The organism is Ruegeria denitrificans, assembly GCF_001458295.1.
Taxonomy (GTDB): Bacteria; Pseudomonadota; Alphaproteobacteria; order Rhodobacterales; family Rhodobacteraceae; genus Ruegeria; species Ruegeria denitrificans.
Genome location: NZ_CYUD01000005.1, coordinates 94,675 through 109,965 on the forward strand (window position 1 = coordinate 94,675; position 15,291 = coordinate 109,965).

13 protein-coding genes are annotated in these 15,291 nt (G+C 54.4%); 4 read left to right on the forward strand and 9 right to left on the reverse strand.

Going from position 1 to position 15,291, the window contains the following annotated elements; genetic code table 11:
• Positions 1 to 29: 29 nt before the first annotated feature.
• Together RUE5091_RS23070 and RUE5091_RS08940 are read right to left on the reverse strand one after the other, a co-directional pair.
• A complete protein-coding gene (locus RUE5091_RS23070) occupies positions 30 to 263 on the reverse strand; it encodes a hypothetical protein (protein WP_131726290.1) in 234 nt (77 codons plus the stop codon).
• Positions 264 to 277: 14 nt separating this feature from the next.
• Positions 278 to 964, reverse strand: a complete 687-nt coding sequence (locus RUE5091_RS08940; RefSeq protein ID WP_058281565.1) for a GntR family transcriptional regulator — start codon at positions 962 to 964, stop codon at positions 278 to 280.
• Positions 965 to 1,103: 139 nt separating this feature from the next.
• On the opposite strand from RUE5091_RS08940, the gene RUE5091_RS08945 reads away from it, so the two are divergent.
• Together RUE5091_RS08945 and RUE5091_RS08950 are read left to right on the forward strand one after the other, a co-directional pair.
• A complete protein-coding gene (locus RUE5091_RS08945) occupies positions 1,104 to 2,261 on the forward strand; it encodes a M24 family metallopeptidase (RefSeq protein WP_058281765.1) in 1,158 nt (385 codons plus the stop codon).
• A gap of 2 nt (positions 2,262 to 2,263) precedes the next feature.
• The gene (locus RUE5091_RS08950; RefSeq protein WP_058281566.1) at positions 2,264 to 3,058 is read left to right on the forward strand and encodes a carbon-nitrogen hydrolase family protein; all 795 of its coding nucleotides are present in this window, start codon (positions 2,264 to 2,266) and stop codon (positions 3,056 to 3,058) included.
• Positions 3,059 to 3,380: 322 nt separating this feature from the next.
• On the opposite strand, the gene RUE5091_RS08955 is transcribed toward RUE5091_RS08950, so the two are convergent.
• Positions 3,381 to 5,255 (reverse strand): TPR end-of-group domain-containing protein, encoded by a 1,875-nt coding sequence (locus tag RUE5091_RS08955; RefSeq protein WP_058281567.1) that lies wholly within the window; start codon positions 5,253 to 5,255, stop codon positions 3,381 to 3,383.
• A gap of 1,708 nt (positions 5,256 to 6,963) precedes the next feature.
• Between RUE5091_RS08955 and RUE5091_RS08960 the strand changes: the two genes are divergently transcribed.
• Both RUE5091_RS08960 and RUE5091_RS08965 read left to right on the forward strand, forming a co-directional pair.
• The gene (locus RUE5091_RS08960) at positions 6,964 to 7,653 is read left to right on the forward strand and encodes a hypothetical protein (protein WP_058281568.1); all 690 of its coding nucleotides are present in this window, start codon (positions 6,964 to 6,966) and stop codon (positions 7,651 to 7,653) included.
• Positions 7,653 to 7,976 carry a ParB N-terminal domain-containing protein gene (locus tag RUE5091_RS08965; RefSeq protein WP_243470745.1) on the forward strand — a complete coding sequence of 108 codons (324 nt, stop codon included), beginning with the start codon at positions 7,653 to 7,655 and terminating at the stop codon, positions 7,974 to 7,976. The genes RUE5091_RS08960 and RUE5091_RS08965 overlap by 1 nt, the downstream gene beginning before the upstream one ends.
• Positions 7,977 to 8,232: 256 nt before the next feature.
• Here RUE5091_RS08965 and RUE5091_RS08970 read toward each other — a convergent pair whose 3' ends face one another.
• From RUE5091_RS08970 to RUE5091_RS08995, 6 genes are all read right to left on the reverse strand, one after another.
• Positions 8,233 to 9,912, reverse strand: a complete 1,680-nt coding sequence (locus RUE5091_RS08970) for an amidohydrolase (protein WP_058281569.1) — start codon at positions 9,910 to 9,912, stop codon at positions 8,233 to 8,235.
• A gap of 31 nt (positions 9,913 to 9,943) precedes the next feature.
• Complete coding sequence (locus tag RUE5091_RS08975; RefSeq protein WP_058281570.1) at positions 9,944 to 11,164, reverse strand: serine hydrolase domain-containing protein; 1,221 nt, start codon at positions 11,162 to 11,164, stop codon at positions 9,944 to 9,946.
• Between the two features lie 109 nt (positions 11,165 to 11,273).
• A complete protein-coding gene (locus RUE5091_RS08980; RefSeq protein WP_058281571.1) occupies positions 11,274 to 12,305 on the reverse strand; it encodes an ABC transporter substrate-binding protein in 1,032 nt (343 codons plus the stop codon).
• Positions 12,306 to 12,355: 50 nt separating this feature from the next.
• Positions 12,356 to 13,186, reverse strand: a complete 831-nt coding sequence (locus RUE5091_RS08985; RefSeq protein ID WP_058281572.1) for an ABC transporter permease — start codon at positions 13,184 to 13,186, stop codon at positions 12,356 to 12,358.
• Positions 13,179 to 14,135, reverse strand: coding sequence for an ABC transporter permease (locus tag RUE5091_RS08990; protein ID WP_058281573.1), 957 nt, complete (start codon positions 14,133 to 14,135; stop codon positions 13,179 to 13,181). The genes RUE5091_RS08985 and RUE5091_RS08990 overlap by 8 nt, the downstream gene beginning before the upstream one ends.
• Complete coding sequence (locus RUE5091_RS08995) at positions 14,135 to 15,196, reverse strand: ABC transporter ATP-binding protein (RefSeq protein ID WP_058281574.1); 1,062 nt, start codon at positions 15,194 to 15,196, stop codon at positions 14,135 to 14,137. Before RUE5091_RS08995 ends, RUE5091_RS08990 begins: the two co-directional genes overlap by 1 nt.
• Positions 15,197 to 15,291: the final 95 nt, after the last annotated feature.

The following is a 15,291-nucleotide window of genomic DNA, read 5'->3' on the forward strand; positions in this document are numbered from 1 at the left end:
AAATAGGCCAAGTTGTTCTAGCCTAGCGCTCAACTGCGTATTCTCAGTGAATTGACGCCTGAATCCCAATAAAACTGCCGCCCAATCCCGTTAAGAACGTGCATCCAGACCGATGACCCTCGATCGCCGTGCCACAGGCTACTTGGCAGGAAGGCCACTGAGCTGCCGTTCGCCGCGTTTGCAGCACCGAGCACCACGAGCGGCAGCCATGCGCTGAAAGCGACATAGCCGTCTTTTGATCGATGGATCATGACATAGGTCATGCTGCTGGGGCTCTTCACTCAGTTTCGGTCGCCAGTAGGTGAGTTTTGATCCGTTGATAACCGTATCCGATATGGGTTCGCTGGATAAAGCCGATGGCAGTGACATCGCCTAAGTCAAGCGCAGTGTTGATCTCATTAAGTTCCGCGACCAGAGCCAGTGCCATTTCCGAGTCTCTTTGGTTGCTGACCAGGTACCACGTGCTGGCTGCCTGACAATAAGTCTGCCACCAAAATGACCTTAACGTATCATTGCCGATCAGGCCCGTGATCAGCTCATGCAGGCGATGATTGATCTCAATGTATTTCCTGGAATCGAAAGCTTTGCACAACGCTTTCGCCTCCTGCAGCAATTCCTGCCCGATCTCGCAATCTGACTTGGTGATGCTGCGGGGGGACATGGTGCCGATCAGCGGCGCAAGCTCCAGCCGCATGTCGTAGACATGACGGATTTGCGCGGCCGACAGTGCGACGACGACCGTGCCCACGCCATTCCGGGTTTCCACCAGGCCCAGATGACTGATCCGGCTGATCACATCGCGTATCGGAGTTCTACTGACGCCAAATTCAGCAGCCAATTCCGCCTCTTTCAGCTGTTCGCCTGGGGGGTAATCCAGGAAACAAATCCGCTGCAAAATTTTGGTTTGGATCGCTTCGGCCGAACTTTTGATTTCTGATGCGGTGGCTTTCTGAGGGAGGGGCATATAGATCTCCTTTACTTAAGGTGCATACATCAAGGTCAATTTCGTGACAATATTCGGTAAAAAATGAGATTTGACTCAGTACCTGTGTACAGCTTAAGCGTTTGAGATGCCTATCCAGCCCCCAATCGAGGAAATACACATGCTCGAAGAAGCCAAAACCCGAACATTCACCCTTCAGGCCCGGATGAAGGACCTGGGTATCCAGCGCGCGGTTTTTACAGATGAAAGCTCAATCGCTTATCTCTCAGGATTCTGGGGTTACTTGGGCATCGAATTTGGCCGCCCAACCATGTTGGTCGTAAATGCCGATGAGGCGCCCATCGTGATCACGCCTCTGATGGAAAGCGAATTGGTCGCTGCGATGACCTGGGTCGAAGATGTACGCACATGGGAAGACATGGGGCAGCGCACTTGGGGACGAGCCCTTGCGGGTGCCTTGGGCGACAAGCCCGGAGAGATCTGGGTGGAGCGAAGCAGCATTCCGGCAATTGTGCGCAACCACCTGGATGAAACCTATCCCGGTGTGTCGGTCAAGGACATCTCGCCGGTCCTGGGCGCTATGCGGATGATCAAAACGCCGTTTGAAATTCAAGTGATGAAAGAGGCAGGCCAAATTGCAGGCGCAATGATGAAAGCCGCGCATTCCAGCCTGCAAGAGGGGGCACAGGAATATGAAAGCGCACTTGCTGTGATCGAGGCCGGGTCGCGCAAAGCGGCGACATTTCTGACGGACAAGGGCTGGGACAGGTTCGTATCGCCAATGATTCACAACCTGCAAATTCTGCAAAGCGGCAAAGACACATCCATGGTGCACCGCCGTGCCTCGGTCCGCCAGTATCAGCGCGCTGATCCGGTTTATTTCTGCTTTTGCAACATGGCGCAATTCAAGCAATACAAACTAGGCTTTGACCGGATGTTCCATATTGGCGAAGTGCGCGACGATGCCGCCCGCGTGCAACAAGCCGCCATTGATGCCCAACAGGCAGCAATCGCCGCCATCCGACCTGGTGTCGAAGCACAGGACGTGGCCGCTGCAGCAAACGAGGTTTATGCCGAACGTGGGTATGAAACCGGCTATCGAACCGGGCGGTCGATTGGCGTGGCCTATCTTGAGGCGCCAGAGTTGAAAACCGGCGACACCACCATCCTGAAGCCTGGCATGACCTTTGCGGTTGATGGGGGTATTTCAATTGACGGGGTGACCGCAGGGCGCATCGGCGATTCTATTGTGGTGACCGAGTCAGGGTTTGACTACATTACCGAATATTCCCGAACATTACTGGTAACGGACAACTAAAGATGAGCCGCTCGTTTCGACTTGCTGTCGGGCAATCGCCAGCAGAATTGGCTACGGTGAAGGATCGTCTGGATTGGTTGTCGGGCGTGATGCCTGCGGTCGCTGCCGAAGATGCCGACCTTTTGGTCCTGCCCGAGCTATTTGCCAGTGGCTACAACATCGGTGAGCAAGTAGTCACGCGCGCCGAACCTGCTGACGGTTCCATTGCCCAAGCTGTTGCAGCACTTGCCAAAACCCACGGCGTCGCAATCCACTATGGGTTCCCCGAAATTGAAGGAGAGGTGATCTTCAATGCGGCGCAATGCATCGGGCCGGACGGCGCGCGTTTGGGCGGTCACCGCAAACTAGCAATTCCGCCGGGGTTCGAAGGGGATCATTTCACACCCGGTAGAGGGTGCGCGCTTTTCACTTATCGCGGTGTGCGAATAGCAACACTGATTTGCTATGACGCCGAATTCCCGGAAACCGCGCGGCATGTGGCCTCAATGGGGGCTGAGCTTGTCCTGGTGCCTACCGCCCTTGGCGCTCAGTGGGAATGGGTAGCACAACGCATGATCCCGACGCGCGCTTATGAAAACGGAGTCTTTCTTGCGTATGCGAACAGCGCTGGCAGCGAAACTGGCATGACCTTTCTGGGTCAAAGCTTTATCGCAACCCCCGACGGCCGGGAACTGGCGCGCGCAAATACACAGGCCCAGATAATCTACGGTACGTTGCAACTAGACAAAGTATCAGTTGCCCAAGCGCGGCTTCCCTATTTAATTGATCGTGAAGCGCTGAAAGTGGACATCCGATAGGCTGCACCAAATAGCTGCTTTGTCCGCGTCCTGCGAGTTTGCCAAGCATGCCGCGAAAGTCAGCAATGCAACCAAACCTGACTAATGCGAATGCAGCGGCCTCACAGATCGGGAAAGGCCGGTGAGGGCTCTGACCGCCAGTTGGTGCAAGCCGCAGAGAACGACCACTTCGAGCCCAGAGCCGACAATTACCAAACTGCATGAGCGAGTTCATTTAGGAAACTAATCCTTCCACGCTAGCTGCCCTTATAAGAACCGCACCAATTTACCCAAGCGGAGGAGTACTTTCGGATATTGAAGAACTAGAGTGGAGCTAAGGCGCTTAATGAACGCTGCTGTTTTGCCCCTTAGTATCTTCTTGTGCCTCGAGCGCCGCCATAAATTTTTGAAACCGTGGATGATCACGTAGGTTATCAAGATCCCCATCATTGCGTATCCAATCGAGCATCTGCAATTGATGGCCCGGCATATTTTCAAGCGTATCAAGGGCTTGATCGACTCTGCCTATTGTCGCAAACATACATGCCGCGTTGTAGACTACAATCCGGTCCCCTGGGTCCAAGTCGATGGCTCTACGTATCATCTCTTCAGCATCGTTAGACCGCCCAATGTGTGCCAAGGCATGAGCGCACTGGAAACAGGCTCTACTATTGCCGGGTTCTACCTCCAGTTTACACCTTGCGGTTTCCAAAGTTGCCCGGGCCGCCTTTAGAACATCTTCTTCGCGTCCCAACTTTCCGTAAACTGCCATCAGTAAGAATGGAGCCTGTGGGTCTCTGGGAGAAATCTTCCAAGCCTGTTCAAAATGCCGAGCCGCTTTCTCGAAGTCCGAATTTTCCCAACAGTGGCGAGCCCAGTAGTATTGGGCTTGATAAAGGTTGGAATCGAGCTCCGAAGCCTTGCGGAAAGCTGTGTTTGCCCCATTTTGATCTTTCGACTGAGCTAGAGCCAAACCTTTGGAAGCATAGGCCTCGGCCAAATTTGGGGCGAGTTCTAGCGCCCGATCAGCAGCGACCGTTGCAGAGATCAGGTGTTCCTCTTCTCCGTCGTATTGGCAATAGATCATCAAATTGCAATCGGCCAAACCGCAATAAGCTTGAGCAAATTGGGGATCGCACTCAATCGCTCTTTCAAACAAGCTGCGCGCTTCAACGAACTTACGCCGTACGTGGGAATGGAAGGCTAGTCGTCCCTGTAGGTAAAGGTCATAGGCCTGCAGGTTGGATGTGCGCGATCCGTTCGACCTTCCCATTGCATCTTCGGCCAATGCCAGTTGAAGAGCTTTGACAATTTTTTCGGTGATTTCGTCTTGGACGGCAAAGATATCAGTTAACTCGCGGTCGTATCGCTCGGCCCAGACATGGCCGCCGGACTGAGCATCGATCAACTGCGCAGTGACCCTTGCCCGGTTGCCTGCCTTTCTAACACTGCCTTCTACAATGAATTGCACGTCGAGTTCTCGGGCGATCTGTCGGACGTCCACGGACCTTCCTTTGTAAGAAAAGCTCGAATTTCTAGCAATGACGAATAACTCCCTTATCTTCGATAAATCCGTTATTATGTCCTCAGAGATGCCGTCTGAAAAATAAATCTGATCCGGATCATCCGACATGTTGTCAAAAGGAAGAACGGCGATCGAGTTTTTATTGGTTTGAGGAGCATTTCTAGGCAGATCGACGTAATCAAGATCACTGGCAAGTTCGTACACGCGCACAGGTCGCGGGAGGTTCTTGAGTTGTTGTTTCCCAAGGTCCCTAAAAGTGAGATCGAGACGGCCTGAAATTTCGTCTCGCACCCGGCCTGAAATTGCGACGCATCCCGGGCCAGCCAACTTTTCAAGCCGTGCCGCAGTATTCACCCCATCGCCAAGAATGTCTTCTCCATCGAAAACCACATCGCCCATGTGGATACCCATGCGGAAAACCAGATTTGGTTCATTTTGTGTCTCGCGATTTCTGTCAGCGCAATATTTTTGCAATTCATCAGCACAAGATACCGAGTTCACAACTGATTGGAATTCCGCGAGAAACCCGTCTCCCATAGTTTTTACGATCCGGCCGTTGTGTTTCTCTAAACGCGATCTGAGGGCTTCCAGCGTGTCTTTCAACGCGTGGAGTGTAGCCGTTTCATTTTGGCTTACCAGACCGCTATAGCCGACAACATCAGCAGCGAGAATGGCCGCCAGCCTGCGTTCCATTTGCGACTCCCTATGGGGAACACTACCATTCGTGACCTTTTTTATCCATCTTCCAGCAAACACAGTACCATCAAGTCGATGGTGCGTTTTTAGCCAAGTCTAATACAATGCCCTGCCTTGGAAGTATTCGTGAATTGCTCAGGTTGATTTGGCGTTGAATAATCAATTTTCTGCAAAGGTGATGTTCAGCGACTGCTGGAGTTCGGCTCTGCAGCGAACGGAAATTATGTCCGCAGCCCCGCCATCTGTGAAGCGCCTGGGAATGTCCGGTTTGCGCGGTTTATAACCTTCTGCACGAGCAAAACCTCAAATAGCGATCAAGGTCAGGTAAGCGGCTCTATGCGATGGTTTACGTGATGGCCACAGAGTTGCCGTTCGCCGCACCTGCAGTTTAGGCATCAATCTGCGTCCGCTTTTGTGCATCAGCGGGCTTTGTGACAAAGGGAACCTACTTGACTCTATGCTGGGTAAGAACCACAAGAGTGCATTGGTGAAATTCACTCGTCGTCGCAGTGCTGCCGACTTCGACGATCCAATGGCCTTCATAAAAACTGTAGCATGTGCCTCAGCTTAGGAACGGGTTCCGCTGGGGTGTTCGAAACGAACTCGTCACTCGCAAACGTTCGCAATTGTCTCGAGATTTTTTCAGGCGACGAACGACACATGAAAGAAGGCGATACATGAACAATATGTGGTTCATAAACTGCGTGTCTGATGCCCGGTAGGCCCGACCCCAGACACCGCTTAAACCTGACTTCAATCAAACGTACGCGCGATGTTTCGTGTTTGATCCTGACATTTTTCGTGTTGATTTCAGGAACACAGCTTTCAGCTCAGGTCGCGCCAGCAACCTCTCAATTGGCAGGAAATGCAGGCGGATCGGTTTGTGACAAAGATTACGAAAGCAGGGGCGGATCGTGCCTAAAAGAAAACACACCTGAAAACGCATATTCGACAGGCAGCTCCTATGGACAAGGCTGGAAGTGCAACCATGGTTTCCGGGATATCGGGGACATTTGTGAGGAAATAAAAGTTCCAAAAAATGCCCACCTCGTTTCTACGGGGGACCGCTGGAAGTGCAATCGGTTGTTCCGGCGTGTCGGAGAGGAATGTGAAGAAGTGAATGCGCCGGAAAACGGGTTCGTTGAAACCCGATTTGGCGTGCTGGAAACACATTGCAACTGGGGATTCCGCAAAGAGGGTCTGGATTGTGTTGCAATAGATGTCCCCCGAAACGGCCACCTGACCGATAAGAACAGCAAAGATGGCTGGGTGTGCCTCAGAGGGTTTAGATCAGTAGAGGGTCGTTGCGAGCCTGTAGCTATTCCTGATCACGCATATCTTACGTCTGACACCTATTCTGGGTGGAAATGCGAGCGTGGCTTCCGCGCAAGTCGAAACACGTGCATCGCGATCATTGTCCCATCAAATGCTCATTTGAATCGAAGAGGTGATGGGTGGGAATGCAATCAACCCTTTAAACGTCAGAACGATACATGTGCTGAAAACTATCCGCGACAATAGGCTGTTTTAATTCACCGTCGCCCTGACAGGGCAGGAAGGATCAAACTGTGACTCTAGACTCGATTGACGAAAATCTGGGCAAAAGACTCAAAGCTGAAAGGGTTCGCCGCCTAACTTACGGCATCAAATTTTTTATCGCGTCAGTAGTCTTTGTAACGGCGGTTGTATTTGTGGTGTTTTTCTGATGCGCAATCGAACCCCTCAAATCAGTCTTCAGAGCGCAAAGACATCTATTCTTGGTATAGAGCAGCGAGAATTTCAGGACCGTAGTGTTCGAAAGTCGCGGAATGCTGACGTATCCGGAGTTATTGAAGAAGAATTTGGAAAATACCTGATAAAAGCCGGCATTCTGAGCGGTAACAGCGTTGCCCGTGCATTCCCCAAGCCACCGGCCAAAACACAAACCATGATTGCCGATGCAGTTGGTGAAACACCGGCAATGGCTATCGAGGCGTTAAAGGAAATTCTTGGAGAACGTGACCGGAGACGCAGCGGCCAACGCCGTTTGGATGGAAACTCCGGTACCCATGTTCCCAGCGAAAGAGAATACACAGAAGCATTACGCCAAGTCAGGTTTACACCGGCGCAGATTACGATGCTCAGAGCGCTTTCAATCGCAGGAAAGGAAGGTCTGACTGTTGGTCAGCTCTCTCAGGCAGCAGGCCACAAATCGCGCGGGGCATCCCTCAAGGCCTTCAAAAAAGTGGGGCTGTTAATCGCTGAATACCTTGATCTCGATCTTCCTGAGACCGGATCGGAACAGAATGACGGCGCTGCTCAAATACTGGCGTTTTCTCATATAGAAAGTGACGATGAACCAGCAACTTGGATCATGCATCAGGAGCTACGCGGCGCTGTTCTTTCGGTACTTTGATGTACGTACCAGCACCCGCTGTCGAATGGGAATCCGAACCTGGCCAAACGCACGAAAGGTTGCACAGGAAGTTTATGCTAGAGAAAAGACCATACCCGCTCGAATTGATCTACGTACCTGTAAAACGTGCAAAAACACTTGATCAGAATAAAGTTCTGACGCTTGCGGAAGATATTTTGAAGAACGGCCAGACAACCCCGATCCAATTGCGCGCCGACAGTAAGAGGTTCGTGTTGATCGAAGGTCTGCACCGATTGGAGGCCATTCGCGCCCTCGGTGGTGACACAATTGAAGCCTACCTGGTGCGTGCCAGACTGCACTGACAATTCCCTTTTACTGGTAGCTTCCCGACCAAACCAGACGAGTGCGGCTGCGGCAATCAAATGGTCAGGAGCGGCGGCTAAGGGCTCATTCGACCAATTCGGGCCCGTCGCAGAGAAAGTCCGGTGCGAGCCCAAAATACGGAACGCTGCACCTTGCGCCAATGTCGGCATTGCGGTGCCCAAAGCTGACAACCGACGATGAAAAGGAGGAGCATCGAAACTTTGACACAATCGTTACATGGCCTCTCAGGCGGGATCAGCCTTGGAGATCTCCAAAAGAGATTTTTCCACCACAAATTGTCAGCGCAATGCGCGCATGGGCCAACTGGTTTTCATCAATTGAAAACAGATCCTGTTCGAGAATGGTGATGTCCGCCAGATATCCTGGCTTCAAGCGGCCCTTTCGGTCCTCGTTAAACTCCAGCCAGGCATTGTCATGCGTATAGGCAGACAGCGTGGCCAGAAGGCTTTGACGATTGTCCAGCCAAGGAGACGGCAGCTCAGTACAGTTAACGGCCCCGGCGATCGTCATCATTGTGTCGACAGGAACGACTGGCCAATCCGTCGAGAAACAAATCTTCGCGCCGCTGTCACGGATATTGTTCCATGCAAAAGCAAAGGGGATTTGCTCTGCTGTCAGAATATCTCCGGCAGAATAAGGGGAAAACAATCCTCCTGCGGGTGAGTGTAGGGGTTGAAGAGAGGCTACGACGTGAAGGGCAGCCAGCCGGGGCAAATCCGCGGGGTCGATCACCTCGATATGCTCGATGCGGTGTCGGGAATCCCGGGCGCCGTTGGTGTCGCGCGCTGCTTCGTAACCGTCCAACGTGCGCCGAACGGCACCGTCGCCAATCGCATGCGTGCTTAGTTGCAACCCCATTGCATCAGCGCGAATACAGGCTTCGTTGAAGTGTTCGGCAGTGAAAACGGCATCACCGAGGCTCTCCGGTTTTCCCGGATAGGGCGCAAGCATCAATGCTGTGTAGCTGTCCAGCACGCCGTCCATGAACATCTTAACCCGCCCTGACCAAACCATATCGGACGCAAAGCGGCGGCGCATTTCATCGGCCTCTTCCAACCGATCCAGAGGGTCGGTGTTCTTCAAATGCATGGGCACCTGAACACGGATCGGAAGGCGCCCGTCGGCCTCAAGTTCGCTGAGCAGTTCAAGTTGATAGAAGTTGCCATCCATGTTGTGCAGCCCCGTAATCCCGTGGGATGCACAGTGGTTCAGGCCACGCAGGATGACCTCTTTGTCAAAGGCGCGTTCTTTGGGCGTTGCGGGTGGCTCGGGATCCGCTCCTGTGACGTAGCCCAGCAGATCACGTCCTCCCAGTTGCGACAGGCGCAGAACCGGGCCAAAAGCACCGGTTTCATTCAGCTGACCTTGTGCGGTGCCATCCCCAGCCATCACGATTTCCGAACCGGGGGGGACGACTGCGCCGTGAAGAATGCCCGCCTTTTCCAAGGCGATTGTGTTCGCCCAAACCGTGTGGTGGTCGGCTGACATCAGCGCAACCGGACGCTCAGACAGAATGTGATCCAAATTTTGCCGAGTGGTTTTGACGCCTGGTCCAAGAATTTCGTAATCGGCCGCAACGCCCATCAGCAAAGGTTCTTCCGGGTGCTCCGCAGCAAAAGTTCGCAACGCTTTGGTCAGAGCATCAGCACCCATCGTTTCGCGCAGGTCCAGCATGCCCAACTCGGCCGCCCCGCCAAAAAGGTGCACGTGGCTGTCAATAAAGCCGGGCATGACTGTGCCACCAGCGGCATCAATGGTTTTGGTTCCAGCCCCAGCCAGTACGCGAATGTCGTCGGTGTCTCCAACAGCCACAATTGTGTCGCCCCGAATGGCCAATGCCGAAGCCTTTGGTGTGGCGTCGTCAAAAGTCAGGAGAGAGCCGTTGAGGATGATCAGATCAGGTGTTGGCGACATGCAGCCTCGTGTGTCTGGAGCGGGTTTCGAACTAACCAAGCGCGCGAATGATGGCCTCGCAAGCGCGCACGGCATCGTGGCTAAAGGACTGGATCAGATAGTCGGGCCAGCTAGACAGCTTGACGATAACGACGTCGGCAGTCAGGTCAATGAAGATCAGTTGACCAAAAACCCCGCGCGCCATGAACACGCCCCGACCGGGGTCGTGAACCCACCAGAACCTTCTGTACGCCCCTTGGGGAGACAGCACGTCATAGGGATCACCATGTTTAGAGGGGTCCGCACCCGAACAAATTCCCGAAACCCAGCTTTCCGGCAACACTTGTTGATCACCAACTTTGCCACCATCGGCCATCATCCGGCCAAACCGAGCATAATCGCGCAGAGTTGCGTTGAAACCACCGTCAGCCAGCGCAGTCTTGGCGTCGTCCACTGTGAAAAAGCCGGAATGCACGCAGCCTATTTTCTGCCAGATGCGGTTCGACAAGAGCGAAGCAAGGTCTTCTCCACTGACGCGTTCCAAAGCCCAGGCTATGACATCCGTCTCGATCGAGCGGTAAGAAAACGCCTGCCCATGGGGTCTAACTTGAGGCAATGTTAGAATGACGTCCCGAATGGTTGGCTTAATTTCACCCTTGCGAACGGGGCGCCAGCCCGACGCCACATCGACGCGAGTCATGTCGCTGTTCGGAAGGCCGTAATCCTCGGTGAAGCGCACCCCTGATTGCATATCAAGCGCCTGATCCACGGTGCATCCGGCATAGCCTGTCACGGCCAGTTCCGGCACGACGTTGTCAAGCGGTTCCGAGAGGTCGAGCTTGCCCTCTCCATGGAGCACACCCGCCAAAGAGCCAATCAGGGATTTGGAGACGGATTGCCCCAAATGCGTAGCGTCTGGAGTGAAATCGTTGGCGTAAATCTCGGTTAATATCTGGTCACCCTTCAGCACCAGGAATCCATCTGTGTAGCTTTCAGTGAGCCAGGCCGCCACGGAAAGGGGGCGGTCGTCAAAGGTTTGAAACTCGATTTCCAACAGGTTGCGGTGGGCCTGTTTCAATTCTCGGGTATCCGGTCCTGGACGCACATCTACCGTAGGAAACAGACTCCGCATGTTCTGGAAGGTCCAGCGATTGAACGGGGCAAGGTCCCAGTTCTCGAGCGAAGGACGCTTCTCAGGCGGGGGCGGGAAACCCTGCATGATGCCGATCTCACGCGCCGTCTTGGGCCTGGTGCCGGATTTGCTGTTGTTCATTTTCCACGCTCCCGCAAGGCGACCTAATAGGGGTCGCAATCAGGTTTAAGAAACTTCGGAAGATGACGGCCCGGCCAAGGACAGGCCGTCATTCAGGAGGCTTCGAGCCTTACTGCTTCAGGCGGGTCCAAACCTTGTTGTAAAGGTCAACGACATCCTGATCGCAGGGTTTCACAAAGTCCGGAACCGGCGCATCGGCGGGCATTACGATCTCAGGCGCGCTGAGCATCTCCGGGTCCATAAAGGCCTCCGACCCTTTGATACCGTTGGCATAGCGCGCAAAGTTCGAGGTCATCGCCGCGTTCTCCGGGTCCATCATGAAGTTCACAAAGAGCTTTGCGTTTTCCACGTTGGGTGCGTCGGCAAGAACGGCAACGTTGTCCATCCAGCCGGTGAAACCCTCTTTTGGATAGGCGTATTGCAACGAGGGGCGATCCGCCCGAGCGCGCATGGCGGCGCCGTTCCAGCTTTGCGACAGGTCCACGTCTTTCGAGGTCAGTTTCTCGATCACGGCATAGTCCATGGTGCGCCAGTCGCCCTTGGCCTTGGCGAGAAGCGCCATCAGCTCTTTCATCTGATCGGGGTTCGAGTTGCAGCGCGGGTATCCGAGGTAACGCAGGCCGGCGTTGATCACATCGTTCATGTCATTGAGCATGTTGATGCGACCTTTGAGTTCTTCGGGCGTATCAAAGATCAGACCAAGCGTGTTAATGTCGCCGCTGTAGACTGCGCTGTCGACTGTAAAGCTGGTAGTGCCCCACTGGTAGGGAACCGAATACTTGCGGCCCGGATCCCAATAGACATCGACCCAGTTCGGATCCATGTTCTTGAAGTTGTCCATTTCGGAAGCATTGATCTCGGCCAGCAGGCCTTCGCCAACCATGATAGCAATCATGTAGTCGCCTGGCACAACGACGTCATAGCCAGTGTTACCTTCCTTGACCTTGGCCAACATGGTTTCATTGCTGTCATAGCCATCCAGCGTGACTTCGACGCCATACTGGGCTTCGAATTTTTCGATCATCTCGGGGTTGGTGTAGTTACCCCAGTTGTAGATGTTCAGTTTACCTTCTGCGTGGGCCGAAACTGCGCTGAGCGCGAGGGCTGAGACAGCGGCGGCTTTGAGTAGTGAGTATTTCATTTTAGTCCTCCGTTGAGTGGTTAGCGTCCCGCACCGACGCGGGCTTCTTGTTATTTTCGTTTGCGTTGCAGAAAGAAGGTGAGCGTGACCATGGTCACGGTCAGCCCGATCAGGATTGTCGAGACGGCGTTCACCTCTGGCGTCACGCCGCGCCGAATCTGTCCAAGGATGTAGATGGGCAAAGTTGTTTCGCCCGGGCCGGCCACCAGAAGCGTAATGATCACGTCATCTAGCGATACGACAAAGGCCAGCATGGCTCCGGCCATGACTCCGGGCATCAAGAGCGGCAGCGTCACATGGCGGAATGTTTGCCAAGGTGTTGCGTACAAATCCGCAGCTGCGGCTTCATAGGTCACTGACATATCTGACAAACGTGCGCGGATCGGCATGTACGCGAAGGGCACACAGAAAACCGTGTGGGCGAGGATCAGCCAGCCGATCCCGGTGACGCCAGTGAGTTGGCGCAGGATCGAAAAGAAGGCCAACGTGGCAATCGCCGTAACAATCTCGGGGATCATCAGAGGTTGGTTAATGAGCGCGATAGCCGCAGAGCGGCCGCGGTAAACGCCGCCGCGCGTTGTTGCCAGTGCTGCCATGGTGGCAATGATGGTGGAAAACACGGTTGCCGAGAGCGCAACCTGAATAGAGATCATCGCCGAACGTCGGATGTCATCGTTTTCCAAGGCTGCCGCGTACCAACGCAAGCTGAACTCGGTCCACCGCACAACAGAGCGGTTGTCGTTGAACGAGAACACGACCAGTACGGCAATTGGTGCGTAGAGGAACAACAGAACCAGCCAGGACATACCGGTAAACAGGGGTTGCCTGCGTAACTCGCGAGACCCGGTCGACGGGCGGAAGATCGACAGCAGTTTATCCATGTCCACCCTCCTTCGAAGCGCCTGCCCGCAAGCTGACAAGGAGCGCGATCAAAACAACTGCCATCAGGATCAGCGCTGCAGCGGCCCCAAAGGGCCAATTGCGCCCCGACCCGAATTGCAAGGCAATCAAGTTGCCAATCATCAGTTTCTTGCCTCCGCCCAACAGTTCCGGCGTGATGTAGGCCCCAAGCGCCGGGATCAGCACCAGCACGCAGCCAGCGACGATGCCCGGGCGGGTTATCGGGATGATGATGTGGCGGAACACCTGCGTACGCGTGGCATAGAGGTCATGTCCGGCCTCAAGCAGCGAAAAATCGAACTTCTCGAGCGAGGCATAGATCGGGAGGATCATGAATGGCAGGTAGCTGTAGACCAGCCCGGCCAGTACCGCGCCGTCGGTGTACAACATCTCAAGCGGTTCGCTGATCAGGCCGAGCTTCATCAGCATCAGGTTCACAAAGCCCTCGTCCCGTACGATCAGAAGCATCGAGTAGGTACGGATCAAGAGGTTGGTCCAGAACGGCAGCGTGATGGCGAACAGCCAGAAATTGCGTTGCTCCGGAGGGCGGGCCGCAATGAAGTACGCCACGGGAAACCCAAGGATCAGGGTGCCAATCATGGTCGTGATGGCGAGACCAAAGGAGCGCCCGAAGATTTGCAGATAGGCGCTGTTGAAGCTCAGCGTATCATCAAAAATGTCTCGCTCGAACAGGAACTGCACATAGGCGTCGTAGGAGAACACCCATTCAACGCCGCCGTATGTTCCTGGCTCAAGAAACGAGTAGACCAGAGCAATCGACAGCGGGAACAGACCAAAGATGCCAATGATCCCGAGCGCCGGGGCCAGCAGGAAGAGCCGCGTTCTGCGTCTTTGGCGCGCGCGTACCTCCTGGGCCGCACGCAATCTCGTTGCGGCGTCCGGGCGCGCGATATGTGCAGCGGCACCCATCAATCTTCCAGCACGTGCAGCATGGAGGTGTCACATTCGAGACCAACCCGCGATCCGACTGGGCGCGGGGTGGAAACCTGGACGTGAACGCTGACGCCATCTTCCAGCCGCACGAGCATCTGTGACCCGGCCCCGAAGTAGGTGCTGTCCACGACCTCACCTCGCAAGAGCGCCGTCTCTGCTCTTTCATCAACCACGTGGATGGTTTCAGGGCGCAGAGCCACATGCACGGGGCCGGGTGAGAGCGAGGTGCTGGCTGCATGAACCGTGAGTGGTGTGCCCTCGCCAAATTTGATTTTTGCGGCATCCCCGTCAAAGCCAAGCAAAGTCGCATTTACGATGTTTGTGTCGCCAATAAAGTCCGCGACGAACCTGCTTTGTGGAGCTGTGTATATCTCTTCCGGTGTGCCTACCTGGCGTATCGCGCCTGCTGACATCACTGCGATCTGGTCCGACATCGCCAGCGCTTCACCTTGGTCATGGGTGACAAAGACAAAGGTAATGCCAGTCTCATGCTGCAGCCGCTTCAACTCGCTCTGCATCCCTTTGCGAAGCTTCAGGTCCAGTGCCGACAGTGGCTCATCCAAAAGAAGAACTTTAGGGCGTGGCGCCAGCGCGCGCGCCAAGGCAACGCGTTGCTGCTGCCCGCCTGACAACTGATCTACACGACGCGTTGCAAACTCTCCGAGCTGTACCAGATCCAGCATCTCGTTGATGGTGCTGTCGATTTCGGCCTTGGGCCTCTTCAGCATCTCAAGGCCAAACCCAACGTTGCGGGCCACACTCATGTGGGGAAACAGCGCATAGTTCTGGAACACTGTATTTACGGGGCGATTGTTTGGAGCCAAATGGCCGATCGACTCGCCATCCAGTGCAATCTCGCCTTCGGTTGGAAGCTCGAACCCGGCGATCAATCGCAAAAGCGTCGTCTTGCCACAACCCGACGGGCCCAAAAGCGTGAAAAAGCTTCCTTCGGGAATGGTCAGCGACACGTCTCCCAGAGCCGTTACGGCCGCTTGGCCTTCGCCAAAACGTTTTGTCACATTTTTTACGTCGATCATGGTTTGATCCAGGCACCTGCACTTGTTGGTATGCAGAATCAGCTTAGAGCCAGGAGGCCGAACCTGTGAATACCTCCAAAGGGCGGGGTGATTTG